14 protein-coding genes are annotated in these 16,232 nt (G+C 47.3%); 9 read left to right on the forward strand and 5 right to left on the reverse strand.

The annotated features are described in order from the left end of the window. The first annotated feature begins 158 nt into the window (after positions 1-158). The gene (locus AAV90_RS03405; RefSeq protein ID WP_046495869.1) at positions 159-863 is read left to right on the forward strand and encodes a LiaF transmembrane domain-containing protein; all 705 of its coding nucleotides are present in this window, start codon (positions 159-161) and stop codon (positions 861-863) included. Between the two features lie 27 nt (positions 864-890). On the opposite strand, the gene feoB is transcribed toward AAV90_RS03405, so the two are convergent. The 4 genes from feoB to AAV90_RS03425 form a co-directional block, all read right to left on the reverse strand. Beyond that, on the reverse strand, positions 891-3,005 hold the full coding sequence (gene feoB, locus AAV90_RS03410) for a ferrous iron transport protein B (RefSeq protein ID WP_046496016.1): 2,115 nt from the start codon (positions 3,003-3,005) through the stop codon (positions 891-893). Positions 3,006-3,024: 19 nt separating this feature from the next. Further along, positions 3,025-3,291 (reverse strand): FeoA family protein, encoded by a 267-nt coding sequence (locus AAV90_RS03415; RefSeq protein ID WP_046495870.1) that lies wholly within the window; start codon positions 3,289-3,291, stop codon positions 3,025-3,027. Positions 3,292-3,493: 202 nt separating this feature from the next. Continuing rightward, positions 3,494-5,047 carry a helix-turn-helix transcriptional regulator gene (locus AAV90_RS03420; RefSeq protein WP_157609487.1) on the reverse strand — a complete coding sequence of 518 codons (1,554 nt, stop codon included), beginning with the start codon at positions 5,045-5,047 and terminating at the stop codon, positions 3,494-3,496. A 90-nt stretch (positions 5,048-5,137) separates the two neighbouring features. Further along, positions 5,138-6,532 carry an ABC transporter substrate-binding protein gene (locus AAV90_RS03425; protein ID WP_046495874.1) on the reverse strand — a complete coding sequence of 465 codons (1,395 nt, stop codon included), beginning with the start codon at positions 6,530-6,532 and terminating at the stop codon, positions 5,138-5,140. A 243-nt stretch (positions 6,533-6,775) separates the two neighbouring features. Here AAV90_RS03425 and AAV90_RS03430 point away from each other — a divergent pair, with 243 nt between their 5' ends. From AAV90_RS03430 to AAV90_RS13980, 7 genes are all read left to right on the forward strand, one after another. Then, a complete protein-coding gene (locus tag AAV90_RS03430) occupies positions 6,776-7,135 on the forward strand; it encodes a magnetosome magnetite crystal formation protein family (protein ID WP_046495877.1) in 360 nt (119 codons plus the stop codon). 56 nt (positions 7,136-7,191) lie between these two features. Continuing rightward, positions 7,192-7,665, forward strand: a complete 474-nt coding sequence (locus AAV90_RS13975; protein ID WP_052729576.1) for a zinc ribbon domain-containing protein — start codon at positions 7,192-7,194, stop codon at positions 7,663-7,665. A gap of 2 nt (positions 7,666-7,667) precedes the next feature. Further along, positions 7,668-8,006 (forward strand): double zinc ribbon domain-containing protein, encoded by a 339-nt coding sequence (locus AAV90_RS03440; protein ID WP_046495879.1) that lies wholly within the window; start codon positions 7,668-7,670, stop codon positions 8,004-8,006. A gap of 5 nt (positions 8,007-8,011) precedes the next feature. Continuing rightward, positions 8,012-8,770: a zinc ribbon domain-containing protein gene (locus AAV90_RS03445; RefSeq protein ID WP_084691460.1), complete on the forward strand. Its 759-nt coding sequence runs from the start codon at positions 8,012-8,014 to the stop codon at positions 8,768-8,770. 116 nt (positions 8,771-8,886) lie between these two features. Beyond that, on the forward strand, positions 8,887-9,396 hold the full coding sequence (locus AAV90_RS03450) for a DUF6591 domain-containing protein (RefSeq protein WP_046495882.1): 510 nt from the start codon (positions 8,887-8,889) through the stop codon (positions 9,394-9,396). 117 nt (positions 9,397-9,513) lie between these two features. Beyond that, a complete protein-coding gene (locus AAV90_RS03455) occupies positions 9,514-10,554 on the forward strand; it encodes a hypothetical protein (RefSeq protein WP_157609488.1) in 1,041 nt (346 codons plus the stop codon). Between the two features lie 48 nt (positions 10,555-10,602). Further along, positions 10,603-14,625, forward strand: coding sequence for an S-layer homology domain-containing protein (locus AAV90_RS13980; protein ID WP_157609489.1), 4,023 nt, complete (start codon positions 10,603-10,605; stop codon positions 14,623-14,625). 111 nt (positions 14,626-14,736) lie between these two features. On the opposite strand, the gene AAV90_RS03465 is transcribed toward AAV90_RS13980, so the two are convergent. Further along, positions 14,737-15,312 (reverse strand): HD-GYP domain-containing protein, encoded by a 576-nt coding sequence (locus AAV90_RS03465; protein ID WP_052729578.1) that lies wholly within the window; start codon positions 15,310-15,312, stop codon positions 14,737-14,739. Between the two features lie 441 nt (positions 15,313-15,753). On the opposite strand from AAV90_RS03465, the gene AAV90_RS14375 reads away from it, so the two are divergent. Beyond that, positions 15,754-16,232 (forward strand): helix-turn-helix domain-containing protein (locus AAV90_RS14375; protein ID WP_157609495.1); only part of this gene is annotated, 479 nt, incomplete at its 3' end.

The raw sequence follows: 16,232 nt of genomic DNA on the forward strand, positions 1-16,232 counted from the left end.
TATAACAAACTTCTTTATTAAAGTTTTTTTATAAGGATATAATAGACCCAGAGCAACGTTCTCATCGTCTCATGTTTTGCTTTTGGATGGATTTCAGATGAATGTACGTTACCGGCAGCCCCAAAGAACCCCCACACCTATTTTAAGGAGGTAATTTGATGCGTAAGTTAAATGGACATCATATTGTAGGTATTCTCATTATTCTAATAGGTATACTGGCCTTGCTGAATAATTTTGGTTTGGTTAATATCAGCTTAACCTATCTGTTAAACTTACTGTGGCCGCTCTTATTAGCTATTGCAGGGATTGGCTTCATTGTCAACCGGCGTGATCTCCCCAGTATAGTGGCGGGCAGCTTATTGATAGCTCTGGGCGTTATTTTCTTCGGACGAAATGCGGGCTTTTTTGAGATTGATATGCAGAACTTCTGGCAGGTATTTTGGCCTATTATTATTATTTTAATCGGCTTAAGTCTGCTCAGTAAAAACCAACCAAACAGCACCGGTCAGTTAGCGATAATGGGCGCAGTGGAGAAAAACGATGCAGATTGGGAACTTACCAGTGGGAAATATGTCGCCCTAATGGGTGGGGTTGAACTTGATATAAGCAAAGCTGCCTTTGGGGAAAAGGAGATTAATCTGGATTTATCGGCTATTATGGGCGGTATAACCGTTATTGTTCCCGAAGATGTAGCTATAACTTGTCAGGGAACTGCGGTGCTGGGGGGAATCGATTTAATGGGTCGGGGAACAGGAGGAATAGTTGGCAGTGCAACCATGCAAAGCGGTAATCTGCAAAGCGCCGATAAAATAATCCACTTTAACTGTCTTTGTATACTAGGTGGTATCGAATTCAAAAGATAATCCGACCGGGGATATTCCCCTGTCGGATTAGGCCAGCCCCAACAAGCGGGCACTCTGGGCAACCAGGAAGCACAGTATAAGGCCGGTTGCAGTCGTTACCAGGAAGGTCACCCCGGTCCATTTCAGGCTCTGGGTTTCTTTTTGGATAGTTAAAAGGGTGGTTCCACAAGGGAAATGATTCAGGCAAAACAGCATCGTACAAACAGCCGTCAGCCAGGTCCAGCCATGGGCTACAAAGAGTTCCCGCAAGGCCTGCAGACTGTCTAATTCAATCATCTGCCCGGTTGACATATAGCTCATAATCAGAATGGGGATGACGATTTCATTGGCCGGCAAGCCCAGGATAAAGGCCATCAGTATAAACCCATCCAGACCCAGCCACTGGGCAAAGGGATCAAGATAGTTAACCCCGTGCTGTAAAATGCTTAATTCCCCCACGCTGATATTGGCTAATGCCCAAGTAATCATGCCAGCCGGTGCAGCGACGATTACCGCCCGTCCTAAAACAAATAAGGTACGATCATAAATTGAGCGGACAATGATTCTGCCGAGTTGAGGTTTGCGATAAGGAGGCAGTTCCAGGGTAAATGACGATGGCAGCCCTTTTAATATAGTCTTGGATAACAGCCAGGATACGGCTAAGGTTACGACTACCCCCAGTACTATGACCGCCAAAATGCTCAGGGAAGCCACCAGGGATTGGTAGTGTCCTGCCATACCTCCGGCTATAAAGATCGTAGCTAGAGCTATTAAGGTTGGGAAACGTCCGTTACAGGGCACGAAATTATTGGTTATAATAGCTATCAGACGTTCCCGGGGAGAATCTATTATCCGGCAGGCAATGACCCCGGCGGCATTGCAGCCGAATCCCATGCACATAGTTAAAGCCTGTTTGCCATGGGCGCATGCTTTTTGGAAATAGTTATCCAGATTAAAGGCAATACGAGGCAGATAACCAAGATCCTCCAAGAGCGTAAACAAAGGAAAGAAAATAGCCATAGGCGGCAGCATAACCGAAACGACCCAGGCCAGGGTTTTATACATCCCTGATACCAAAAGTCCATGCAGCCAACCCGGCCAGCCCGCATACAAAAAGAAATGGGTTAAGCGCTCCTCCAACCAAAAAAAACCGGATGCTAAAGCCTGGGAAGGATAGTTGGCACCTTTGATGGTAATCCAGAAAACCATTCCCAATAAAGTCAGCATGACCGGAATTCCCCAGATTTTGGAGGTAAGTACGCTATCTATACGGCGATCCAGGTCGTTATAATCCGCTTTTTTGCAAAATATGGCTTCCTTAGCTATCCCTTCTGCCCTATTAACAATACCGGCAACGATATGATCATGCAGTCTTTCTGGATCCGGATAGTGTTGCTGCAGGGATTGCCTGACCAGGTATAATGAATCAGTTAATTCCTGAGGCAAAGCTTCTTTGAAAAATGTATCGTTTGCCCCACATTCCATGCTTCCGGGATCTTTCTCCAGCAGACTTAGCGTTATCCATCTGCTATTCACACCATTTTTTACATATTTTTGTATGTCAGGCTGCAAAAATCTTAGCTGTTTTTCGATTTCATCACCATATTCAGCCACTATCGGGGTTAAAGTCATTCCTTTACGCGCCACCCGGTCAATGGCATCTTTTAAATCTTTCAAACCAACCCCATCCCGGGCATTCGTGCCAATCACAGGTATTCCCAGCATTTCTGAAAGCCTGGGTAGATCAACCTGAATTCCCTTGCGTTTAGCTTCATCCAGCAGATTTACACATAAAACAACCTGGTTGGTAATCTCCAATACCTGCAAGACTAAAATCAGGTTCCTCTCCAAACAGGTGGCATCGGCCACCACTACCGTTACATGGGGTACACCCGAACAGATAAAATCGCGGGCTATTTCCTCATCCACCGAATTGGCCGACAGGGAATATGTGCCGGGCAAATCAACCAGGATAAAAGTCTTATCATTATGCACATATTTGCCCCGGGCCGTGGTTACTGTTTTTCCCGGCCAATTTCCGGTATGCTGGTTAAGCCCTGTCAAGCTGTTAAAAACCGTACTTTTGCCGGTGTTGGGATTGCCGGCCAAAGCAACTATAAAATCCTCCTGATTCAAATCAATCTTCAACAATTCTGCGATCATCTGCCGACCCGGTTCTGGTTTAATACTCACTATGGGGTATTCCTCCATTTCCATCTGCCTTTACCATTATTCCGGCTGCTTCCTGGGAGCGAAGAGCGATGACTGCCCCACGAATCTCATAGGCAACGGGATCCCCGGAAGGACTCTTTTGCAGAGCCGCCACCCTGGTACCGCAAATCAAACCCAGGTCCATCATGCGCCGCCTGGTATGGCCAGCCGCTGTTAATTGCCTGACTTCCCCAGAACTTCCAAGTGATAGATGATGTAACGGAATAAGCTTCTCCATTTTTTTCCTCCTCGACAGTTTTTTTGCTTGCAAAAAAAAGTTAGGCGGGGGTAATTTTATTTCCCACGCCTCATTCTATGAAGATTACTTTTATTCCGTTACACGTATGAAGATAAAAAAATTGCCAATGTTTCCATCGACAATCTTATATAGCCCCAACGGGAGGAAATAAGTATAGCCGGTTAAGCGAATATAGGCCGCTTCACTCTATTTCTTTCCCGATTTCCTTTAACATGTTTATATAAAGGAGAAGCTCCTCCCGGGTGCTTACATTTAGTTTTATATATATACGTTTGCTATGAGTTTTTATTGTATTTATGCTAAGGCATAGTTCTTCAGCTATTTCCTTGGCAGCATAACCCTTTACATAAAGATCGAAAACGGAACGCTCTGCTGGAGAGAGCCTTTTAGTGTTTTCGGCAAACTCATCGAGAATAGCCAGGGAGAGATTTTCCCGCCTGGCCTTTTCATATAGTTCTTCATTGTGGACAGCCAGATAATTAATTAAGTCATCTATCTCAGCTATTTTAGTTTTTGGCACATCGCTCAAATCGGTAGTTTTTATCATATCCAGGCCTGCGGCAATGGGCTTCATAAACCTGCGGCTTAAAACAAGAGATGCTGTTATTCCCAGAAGAACCAGGACGATCAGCGAGGAGATCAAGAGCAGATTCAATCTGGTAATCGACTCCACTATATCATCTTCAGGAACCATAATGGCTGCCACCCATTTCTGGTCAGAATAGGCAGAACCTTCGGGATATAAGTTCACAGGAGCATGAATTCCCCAGAATGAACTGTCCCGACCCTGCCGGTAAGAGTAAAAAGAACGCCTGGCATCCGTAATTTTAAGAGTATCGTTGCCTTTAGAGATAAGTCTGGCCGAATAACCACCCGCAAACATTGCCTGCTGTAATTTGATTGTATCTTTATTTATGGGTGCAAGCAGACAAAAGAGGCGGTTATAAATAGCATTATTAGGCATGTAAGTAAGTTTGAAGAGCATAGCACTCATTTCAAACCCGCATACACCGAATACATTACCAGAGGAATCAATCAAGGGAACCGAACAAAGCATGACTTCCTCACTGGTATCTGGTATGGTGATAACAGGACTCCAATAATACAGACGTGATATAGGCAAGTCCTGCTTAACACGGGAAGTTTTCATTGGGCGATGATAGTAAGGGGCATCGCTTACGTCAAACTCCATCTTCCACTGGGCATGCAGAGGTATCGAATTCTTGCGGCTGATACCGGGAATACCACGTAACATAATAATGTTGGGCGAAGAGGAACTGATGATATTAGGCTCCATATTCTTAATATACAAACCGGCCCGAGAGTTTTTAGCATTAGCAAGGACTGGGTTAACAGTGGCATTTAGAATAAAGAAAACACCGCTGCACTTAGCTCTTTGCAGAGAAAACACAGCCCGGTCAACTTCACCTGATATAATCTCTTCCAGCATTTCAGGATGTTCCTGCAGATCGGATACAGATATACCCATTTGCCCCGCTTTTTCCTCTATACTCCTGGATAATCCCTTAGAATATTCTAGGGCCTGCACAGAAAGCTCTCCATATTGTTTGGAAATACCCTGGGAAGCATGCAAGAGCTCATTTTCCGCCATTTTCTCACTCTCCGGCAGACCGGCAGTAAATATCCCTGTCATCAGAAAAATGGCGATAACTCCAAGAATAAGAGTCAAAACCAGAACTACCAGGAACAAGAATAGCCTGCTATCCATAGACATACTGTTCCCATCCGCTATTTGAAGTTTTTGCTTCCATAGGTCTATTTTTTGATTTATAAATGCATGTTTCAATTCAATAAGCCTCTTACTCTAATTTGAGAATGAATTTATAAAACCGCTATATGCCCCAGTCGTTACAGCGTCATAGGCACGCACTGAATCCTGGTTCTTTAAAAGGTCAATATATTCTTGTCTGGATTTGCCAGCTATTTCTTTTAATTGGCTTTCATACTGTCCTTCTATTTCATCACTATTGGCAAATAATGGCGGTATGTAAAACTCATATTCTTTTTGCATTATCCTGGCTGTCTGAAGCAGTTTCTTTATTTTGGGATCTGGGATCATATTAATTTTTTCTGCCATAATCTTGCCGAAGGCTTCTTCCGTTACAGGAAGATACCCGTTTGAGGATACAAAACGAAGATTGTTTTCAGGGCTTGTAAACCATTTCAGAAAAATGCCGGCACAACGCTCCTTTTCCTTAGTCGACTTGATTACACTCATACCGGCTCCTCTTTGTATCGCAACTTTTTTCCCGCCTTCAAAAATCGGATAAGGCAGTATTGCCAAATCTACTGGTTCAGAGCTGTTGTCCCTATACGTCACCATAGGAGAGAAAAACGATACCCCGGCGGTTGAGCCGGTTGAACATACGATGTCACCCGTTTTGGCAAGGTCAGTGGCATATCCGTTAAAAACAGCTACCTGACCTAAAACAGCAGGTTTATAATACGCATTCCATATCCTGGGGTATTGCGGAGAATTAAAATTAATTTGGCCATTATTAATAAACTCTGCGCCTAGTTGCCTATATCCGACTTGTGAGAAATTAAACACTGAGTCCGGCATAAAAAACAATTTGCCGTCATTGGGAATCTTGGGGGTTTGTTGATCTGTCCAATCATAATAAAGTGCGGCGTTTCTTATAATCCCCTCAAAGGTACTTAAATCTTGGATTCTGGCACCTGTATCCCGCGCGAATCTATCGTACAAAGTTTTATTTACAAACAAAACTTCCGTAGACTTGGCTGTGGGAAAGACATAGAGGCTATCCCCCTTTAAACGGCCTTCTTTTAGAAATTCAGGGATATAGGCGGAAAGTTCCTTCGAACTAAATTGCCGATTAAGATCAGCCAGTAGTCCTTTTTCTGCCAGTATAAGTGCTGTTTTGGGATAGGCGGTGGTAATATCAGGAAGGGATGGGGCACCTGGATCACCATTTGCGGCCATGGTGAGCTTTTCATGGAGAGCAGCACTGCCCGATATAGATGTAACGCTTATTGTAATGCCATTTTCCGCCCCTGTGGTCTCATTAAATTCATCGATCATCTCATCCATGGTCTCTTTTAATTGGCCGCCATAATTATGCCAAAGGGTAAGAGTTACTGGATTTTTGGAATCTACCCGGTCAGATTTTTCACACCCGGCAAACATTGTAATGCAAAACAGTATCAAGAAGATAACCATTATACGATTTATTTTCATATGAACTTTGTCCCTCCATCTTATAATATTCATATTCACTAAAGCCAATTCTGATTCAAATTACATTTTTATTTAATCATAGCATAAAAATCCATTTTCTCACCCTATAACTAAATTAAAAACCACAATCACCCTTAGGGTGATTGTGGTTTTTTGCCCTTAAAATCACCCCCGGTGTGATTACTTTCACGACAAGGGTCAGTATATTTAAATCAAAATCAATTTTGTAAAGGAGGATTTCTCATGACGACAGATTCAAACCTTGGCACTCAAACACAGGAGAATACCATCCCCATCTTTGACCCTGAAGATGTTGAAAAAAACAAGACCATGGCAGGGCTGGCCTATATCTTTTTTTTCCTGCCCCTGCTAGCCTGTCCCGACTCACAATTTGGAAGATTCCATGCCAACCAGGGATTGTTATTGCTGATTCTGGCCTTGGGAGGAAACATGATTCTGATGATTATACCTATAATCGGATGGATGCTTATGCCAATTTATGCCCTAGGTATACTCATACTGGCTATTATGGGGCTGGTTAATGGTTTCAGTGGAAAAGCTAAAAACCTTCCCATTATTGGCAAATTCAGATTGTTAAAGTAACTCATGATTCACGTATGCCACAGTCTGCTTACGAATAAGGGAAGGAATGAAATCATATGGCTGATTTATTCAGTGGACTTGGAAATTTCGGCAACCTGATGAAGGGGCTTTCCAGTTTTATGCCCCAGGACGACCCGGATGTGAAGCTGATGACTGCCCAGTCGGATGTAAGCGATCTGCAAAGACAGGAAACCGAGCTTTATGCACAGATCGGCAAGCAGGCTTTGGCTAAAGACAGCGGTCAGTATCCGGAGTTGGAAAGAAAACTGCGTCTTGTCCAGGAAAATCTGATCGAAGCACAGACAAGAATGAAGAATGCCCAGGCGGAAAAGGACGCTATGGAGGCGGCCCGGCGCGCCGGGGACGATGCCCGCACCTGTCCTTCCTGCGGCACGATTAACCCGGACGGTACAAAATTCTGTCAGGACTGCGGTGCAAAGCTGGGCGCTGTGAAATGCCGCAAGTGCGGCGCGGCATTGGCTTCCGGCACACGCTTTTGCGGCGAGTGCGGCGCAAAACAGGAGGAATAGCCATGGCCTCATACAAACAACCTTGCATCCATTGCGGCACATATATCGACCGGGACGCGCGGTTTTGTCCGGCTTGTCAAAGCAGCAGCCCTTTCGGTTATCTCTGCCCTGCCTGTCTGCGCCCCATCGAAAAAGGGCAGCCCATTTGCTCCGCCTGTGGCAGGTCTCTTTATGTTCCCTGCCCTGCCTGCGGGAAGCAGACCTTTGTACAGGAAAAATGCGAGCAGTGCGGCGGGACACTCATGATACGCTGCCAAAATCCACGCTGTGATGTATTGCAATTCTTTGAAAACCAAAAATGCACCGCCTGCGGCAAAAAAATCAAACCAATCAAGAAATGAGGTGAATGTCTATGCTGCAATCCTTTACGCGCAACTATGAGGACAATTCTACCGAGGCAGGTTTCCAGTTTACCTTTTACTGCGATCTCTGTCAGGACGGATACAAAAGCAGCTTTATTGAATCAGAGAACTACAAAAAGAACCGAGGGCTCCGAGGATTGGCGCGGGGTGCGGGAGCATTGGGCAGCCTGTTCGGAGGTCGTTTAAGCGACCTGGGGTATTCACTGGAGCGAGGCGGCGACATTCTCTCCGAACGATTCGAGGGCATGAGTCCCGAATGGCAAAAGGAACACGAAAAAGCCCTCGAACGGGGGCAAAACGAGGCGCGGCAACATTTTAACCGCTGTCACGGCTGCCATCAATGGGTCTGTGACGCCTGCTACAACGAAGACGAAATGCTCTGTACCAACTGTGCCCCCCGGCAGGAGGTGACGGTGGCGAAGGCCCGGGCCGAGGCCATGCGCCGTAACATCGATGAGGCCGCCGAAACCGCTACGGTCTGGAAAGGCAAGCTGGAAAGCAAGACAGTGGTCTGCCCCGCCTGCGGCAAACCAGCTGGTGCAGGGAAATTCTGCAACAACTGCGGCACATCGCTCGCACTGGCAACCTGCCCCAAATGTGGGGCAAAAAATGCCCAGGGCGTAAGGTTTTGCAACGAATGCGGAGCCTCCATGACAGTGTCGGCCAGCAGTAAATGCCCGTCCTGCGGAAAAGATAACCCACCGGGTACCAAATTTTGCGGAAATTGCGGGGTGAAACAGTAAAGCTTGTATGGTAAAGGGAAAATACAGGGGTGTCCAGGATATGGAGATTTCATTTCAGTTCAAAATCACTTTGAATCTTCCGTATAGGATTCCTCTCAAAGAAAGAAGGTGGATTTATGTTTAACAAAATTACTGTAGGCTTACTTACCGTTTTATTGGCATTGTCTCTGGCAGGCTGTGGAGTAAAAGAAAAGGCAAACGAAAAAATATCCGAAAAGGTAACGGAAGGCATCATGGGAAAGGCTGCAGGTGGTGACGTTGATGTGGATCTTGACGGTGATCAGGTAACTTTTAAGGATCAGGATGGCAACAAACTTACCGTTGGCGATAGCAAATGGCCCGATACCGGGGCAGCTAATCTTTTACCAGAGCTGAAAAAAGGCCGCATACTATCGATAGCAAACTCAGATGAGGCCTGTGTGGTTATTATGGAAAACATTGCCGAAAAAGATTTTCAGCAATACATTGAGACTTTGAAAGCCAAGGGCTTCACAAAGGAAGTAACAGAGTACACGAACGAGTCAGGCCAGGGTTATAATGCATATCTAAATGAAAATACCGCAGTTTTCGTGTTGTATGATGCAGGCAATAAAGGGATCACCATAAATCTGCAAACCAGTAAATAGGTGGGATAAGCGAGGATACGGAAGCAAGAGGAATGTTTTTCATTACAAAAGTGAAATACTGTGATCTCAAAAGATACCGAAAGAAAATTTAAGTTTATTAGGGAGGTAACCATGATAATGAAATATAAACCGAGATGGCATTGTAAGACCTTTGCTATACTTTTGACCCTTGCCATGCTTTTTAGCATACCAATTGCCACAGAACAGGCTTATGGAACGGAAGGCAGTCAGTTGACTGGGTCAGTTGATCTGGGTGATACTTCCTCCGGTACAATTACGGAGTCGAACAGTGATGTTTCAAGTGGTGCCCCAAAAGACGCGTCCCTTGAAGCAAGCCAGGGAATAGACAGCGACACGCCAATCCAGCAACGCAGTACCGGAGAACCGGTTCTGCTGGAGGCGACCGCCAAGGCCTATGCCACGGCGGGCTATGCCTATATCAGCATTGACCTGTTCGGCACAACTTTTACAAATGAAGCAACGAACAAAGAAAAGTGGTCGCTGGGCGGTAGCAGTGGACTGTCCATCAACAGTATCAGCAAAACTGATAGCAATGCATTACTTCAGCTGAGCGATAATGTAGAGAAAGGCGACACCATCACGGTATCGGCAGAGGCAGCCGCGCTTACAGACGGGAGCACTTTGAGCGATGTGTCTGTGACGATTCACATTCCCATCGCCGCCGTTGGCACGGCCACGGCCACCGCAGGCGGAAAGGCGATTGCCGTCAACCTTACCCAGGGCGGCTTTGCAGACAGTTCTGATAAAGGCAACTGGACGCTGGACGGAACGTCGGCGGGCGGAAATTCCATCGCTACCGTTGCCTATCAGGATGTCAGCAACGTTACCATTACGCTTACAAACCCCATTGGCACTTCTGACAATTACACCCTGCAAGCAAACCAAAGCGCATTTGTAAATATCATGACCAAGCCCTTTGCCACGCCTCTGGATGTGACCATCAGCGGCGGCGCTACCACTCCTACCTTTACCGAAGGCTATCCGCAGGCTGGGGCCATGCAGTCGGCTGGCTCCCGGCAGGTGGGGGTGACGATCAGTGCGCAGGAAGCGGCATATTATGACTTTGTGCTGCTGCCTGATGGCGCAACCGCACCCAGCCCCGAGCAGGTGCGGGACGGCCAAGACGCGTATGGTTAGCCCGCTTTAAAAGCATACCATGGAACATACAAACTCACAGCAAACAGTGTGCTTAGCACAAGCAGCTTCACGCCGAACCATAACACCGACTACGACCTCTATGTAATTCTGCGGGATGACGCAGACAATCTTTCCACCCCCGTCAAGGTGGATGTAAAATCTCCGCCTGCCGCCAATTTCATTGCGGCTGACTACCTAAAGGCAGGAGAAACACAACCTGACGGCAGCAAGCAGGTGCAGATTCAGGTGCAGGTGCAAGGCACCGACCAAAAGGGCAAGGTCTACTGGGTACTGCTGCCTAATGATGCGACCGCACCGACTGTTGATGAAGTGGGTAAGGGCACGTCCAGCGGAGGCGAAGTCCCCGTTTCCAGTGGCAGCCAGGAATTTGAGAAGAACACCCCGTCCACCTTCCTTGTAACCGGTGCGCAGGATGCCACCGCCTACGACCTCTATCTGGTGGTTGGCGATACCCAGAATTTTAATCCCCTGGCGGAATGTACCGATGTGTTCAAGCTCGATGTCACCACCCCGGCGGCGGGCGCACCCGCTTTTGAGGTGGTGGGCGGGAATGAACACCAAACACTGAGCGTCGCGCTTGGGGAGGTTGGTAACAACGGCACCATCAAGCTGCTGCGCACCGCCAATACCACTGATAACATCACCCTTCTAAACAAGACGATCACCCTTGACCTGAACAGCTTCGACCTCAACATTTCCTCCCCGGCTGACGAGGGGATCAAGGTGACCAATGGCACTCTGGCGGTCACCGGCGCTGGCAAGCTCAACGCCACCGGCAAGCTCTACGGCGTATGGGCCAACAAAGGCACGGTTACGGTGGATGACGCAGCCAGTGGCGATGGTATCGGTGTTTACGCCATCCTCGGCGCAAATGTGACGGTGCGCGGCAACGCCACCGGGCAGAGCAACGGTGTCTATGCCGACAACATTTACACCAAGGTCACGGTCAAGGGGAACGTCACCTCTACAACCGGGCAGATCCAGGGAGCAGTCTACGCCCTTGGTCAGGCCGAGGTAATTGTTGAGGGCGATGTATCCGCCTCCTCCGGCTACGGCGTCCATACTAATAACAGCGGCGTCATCACCGTGAATGGCGATGTGACCGCCAGCCGAGGGGGCGCACTCACCGAAGGCACAGGCGGGGAAATCACCGTGAAGGATGACCTCTCCTCCTACAACCACTGCGCTGTGATCACTCAGAACAGCAGCGGTAACATCACGGTAGAGGGCGCTATCAAACCGCTGGGGAAAGCAAATTATGTGCTCATCAACAATGTGCCCATCTTAAAAGAGGCGGGCGTATCCGATCCCGGGAAGTCCGGCTATCTCAAATACAGCGGTTCCGGCGCCACGGGCTTGGTCTGGGTCAGAGATCCGTCCGTCACGCCCGCGGTCTGTGAAATCGTAGGTGGCGCTCAGTACGACAACCTGCCCGCAGCCCTTGCCGCCGCCAGCGACGGACAGCACATTCGACTGCTGCAAAGCATCGTTCATGAAAAGTCCATCGAAATCAGCGGCGCAAAGACCATCTACCTCCAGATGAACAATCATGACCTGACCATCCGCAACACCGGCAATGGTCCCGCTCTGGAAGTGGGCACCAGTTCCAAGGTGTGGGTGGGAGAAACCGGCAACCTGACACTGGACGCCAAATTCGCGGCGCTCAACGTTTCCTACGGGGAATTCCACAGTGGAGGTGCGGTGAATGCTACGCTCCAGAGCGCCTTTAGCCCGGGCATCAATGCCGACAACGCCATTGTGGAGATCGAAAAGGGGACGCTCACCAGCGAGTCGGACGGTATTTATGCCAGCGAAAGCAGCACAATCGCCTTCAATGGGCCGGTCACCGTCAATGGCAAGAACGATAACCTAAGCAACGGCGTGCATCTAAGCGGCATCGACAACACTGTCAGCGTAAACGGCAACGTCCACATTGCCAGCGGCCAAGGTACGGGCGTCTATGTGGAGGACGGCGGCACCGTGACGGTGGGGCATACGGAAAATCCCGTCTCAATCACCAGCACCAACAGCAGCGGTATCTGGACCCGCCAGGGCTCTAACACCGCGGACATTACGGTCTACGGCACCGTGACAGGCAAGGCGCGTGCCATCGACGCTACCGGCGATGCCGATATCAAGGTGTTAGGCGACGTCAAATCCACCTCGACCTTGGCGTCGCTCTTTGCGGTGGAGGGCTTTGCCAACTCCGGTGATACCATCGCCATCGCCATCACCGGCAACGTGGAGGGGCCAAACGGGGTTAAGTACCACGGCAATGACGGTACGATTTCCGTCACCGGCAATGTGACTGCTACCGGCAGCGCCGGCGATACAGTGGGCGTTTTCGCCTCCTACGGCTCGGTGTCGGTGACCGGGAACGTAGCAGCTCCCAACGGCATCGGCGCAGAGGCAGGCGAAAACGGTGAAATCACCATTGACGGCAAGCTTTCCGGCAAGGTTTTTGCAAAGGTATATTATACGATAAAGACGGAGAACGATAAGACTCTTCCTACCACCAAGCCGGGCTATCACACCTACAGCAAAGATACTGCAATTGTCTGGGTAAAGGAAAGCACTTCGCTCTACAATGTAGCGGTAAACGGCAGCTATGCGGTAATCACGGGTGCCGGGAGTTATGCTCAGGGAACGGTCATCACCATAAATGCTGGCACACGCAGCGGCTACAGTTTTACCGGCTGGACTTCACCGGATGGAGTGGTTTTAGAAAATGCAAAAAGCGCAACGACCACCTTTTCCATGCCTGCGAAAAATGTGTCTGTCACGGCCACATGGAGCTATAACGGCGGTGGATCAGTCGGAGGCGGCGGAGGATCATCTTCTCCATCAGCACCAACCATAAACGCTGTAGTCAAAGCAGGAACTTATACAGAAAACTACCCCATTGCCATAGACAAGGCCAAGAATTCCTCTACAGCAAACCTTAATTTAGATGACTGCAACGCCGCATTTGAAAACGCCCAAACAGGCAGTGACGGATCGAAATCAATCAACATTACATTTCCGCCCATACAGGACATAAATTCCTGTATTCTGGGACTGCCCGTATCAGCGCTTAGTTCCCAGAATGCAAACAGAAATATCAGCATGTCCAGTAGCTTGGGAGTTATAAATCTGCCCGGCAATATGCTTCAAAGTACAGGGCTTGCCGCTGATGATAATATTGCCATCAGTATCAGTAAAGCTGACAATGCCACGCTTCCAGAGAGTGTTCGGGATATAATAGGCGATCGGCCGGTAACAGAGCTTAGGCTTACAAAAGGAGGCCAGACTATTGCCTGGGACAATCCCGCGGCACCCGTAGCGGTCACTATACCATACACCCCCACTAAAGAAGAGCTTCTGAATCCGGAACATATCACCGTATGGTACATTGACGGTAAAGGTAATGTTGTTGCAGTGCCTTCCGGTAGGTATGATTCCGCGACTGGTACTGTTACCTTCCGCACCACCCATTTCAGCAAGTATGCAGTAGTTTATGCAAGCCATAATTTTGATGATTTGGGAAGTGTCGGCTGGGCAAAAAAACCGATTGAAGTCCTGGCCTCAAAAGGAGTATTAAAGGGAATATCCGAAAATAAATATGCCCCGGAAACGAACATTACCCGGGCCGACTTCCTGTATTACCTGGTCAGAACCCTTGACCTTGATGCCAAATTCGATGGCAATTTCGAAGATATAAAGCCTGACGCCTATTATTACCAGGAGATGGGTATAGCGAAAAAACTTGGCATCACAAGCGGTACGGGGAACAACAGATACAGCCCTGAAGTTGGCATCAGCAGACAAGATATGATGGTACTTACTGACAAAGCCTTAAGGATGTTAAAAAATCAAAAAGAACAAGGTAAGGCTTCGGATCTGGAAAGATTCAAGGACAAATCCCTTATCGCGGGCTATGCAATAAACAGTGTGGCCACCGTTGTAAAGGAAGGCTTGATTACAGGCAGCAATAACCTGATCAAACCCTTAGACAATACCAGCAGAGCAGAAGCAGCAGTGTTTCTTTACAAGATATATAACAAATATTAATTAAAGACGGCATCATAACCAGACAGGGCTGCCTTCTTTTCAGGCAGCCCTGTTTAGAATAAGCCGGAATTCAGCACTTCATAGATCTTATCATGTTAAGACAAGCTTAAATTATTTCAACTGTTTGATAAACGACAACACACCCGGATCAATCCGGGTTAATACTTTGGTTATATTAGGGTCAAATTGCGTTCCCGAGCATTTCATTATTTCTTGAACAGCTTGCCTAGGAGTAAGGGAGCTGTTCCGGTAAATCCGATTGGTCGTCATGGCGTCAAAGGCATCAGCTATGCTGATTACCCTTGCATATATATTGATTGATTCACCCCTTAGGCCGCGCGGATATCCTTGTCCGTTAAAGTGCTCATGATGGGAATATACAGCTTCAATTACTTGCCTTAATTCTTCTTCATTGCTTAGCATCTCAACACCGTACAAAGAATGCTTGCAGATTTCGTTCCATTCCTCTTTATCCAGCTTACCCGGCTTATGTAAAATTTTTTTATCAATCTTGACTTTCCCCAGATCATGAAGCCGGGCAACATTTAGCAATTGATCTAATTCCTTGGAACTTAACGCTATTTCTTGGCCTATATAGTAGGCAAATTCGGCAACCCGGTTACAATGCAAATAGGTATCATAATCATAGTCCCTAATCAATCTCAAATAATAAAGAACGCTGCCCACATTTTCCTCCACTATATAAAAACAGTAGCCAAAGCAAATACTATGCTTGTCAATTCCAGGAAGGTATATTTGCCCAAAAGGAAACGATGTTAAATGTCGCTATGACCGTAACAGTGTATTATATCAAATTGCGTACCCAGCGAAAAATTGCTAACATGAATATACGTGCATGACTATGTAACCACACAAAAGCGGATCATGATAGCGAGCTTTAATTTAAATAATATTTAACCGCTATTTTGCTCTCCCGATAGGTGGCAAATACTAATTAAAAACCGCCGTCAACCGAAATCAACAGTTTGAGCAACTCCGAGTTGGAGCGTCATAAAAAAAGAACAAATCATCCGATTAAAAAGGTAATTTCTACCCAGCTTAATCGGATAGTTCTACTACACTATGCATATATTATATGGATAATGACATTATACGTCAAGGAGAAAAATGTTGGATAAAGAAAAGTTTGCAAACCGTTTGAAAGCCTTACGTCAGGACAATGGTATTTCTACCAGGAAACTGGCTGCAGCTATAGGTTTAAAAAGCCACGGCGCAATTTCCCAATTTGAGAAAGGCACCTCACTCCCGGCCATGGACACCCTGGTTAAGTTGGCTGCATTTTTTAATGTAACTTTGGATTACTTGGTCGGCATATCTGATATACCCCGCCCCTTTGAAGATAATGTTAACCCGGCAGCTCCCAAACCAACAGCAGAGCACCCAAAACACTTAAAAAAATCAACGCCCCCTATGCAAGATGACCATTCAAGTCAAATTATTCAAACCGAATTAAAGCATCATACCGAGGAGTTGATCGCAGGATTGGATGAAGAATCGCTATTGGAGCTGCAAAGATTTTTAAGGTATCTGCATGCCCGCCAAACACTGGACAAGGACGACGAAACATCGTGTGGATTGGATATAAG

Origin of the sequence: Syntrophomonas zehnderi OL-4, from assembly GCF_000983115.1 — a bacterium.
GTDB classification, from domain to species: Bacteria; Bacillota; Syntrophomonadia; order Syntrophomonadales; family Syntrophomonadaceae; genus Syntrophomonas_B; species Syntrophomonas_B zehnderi.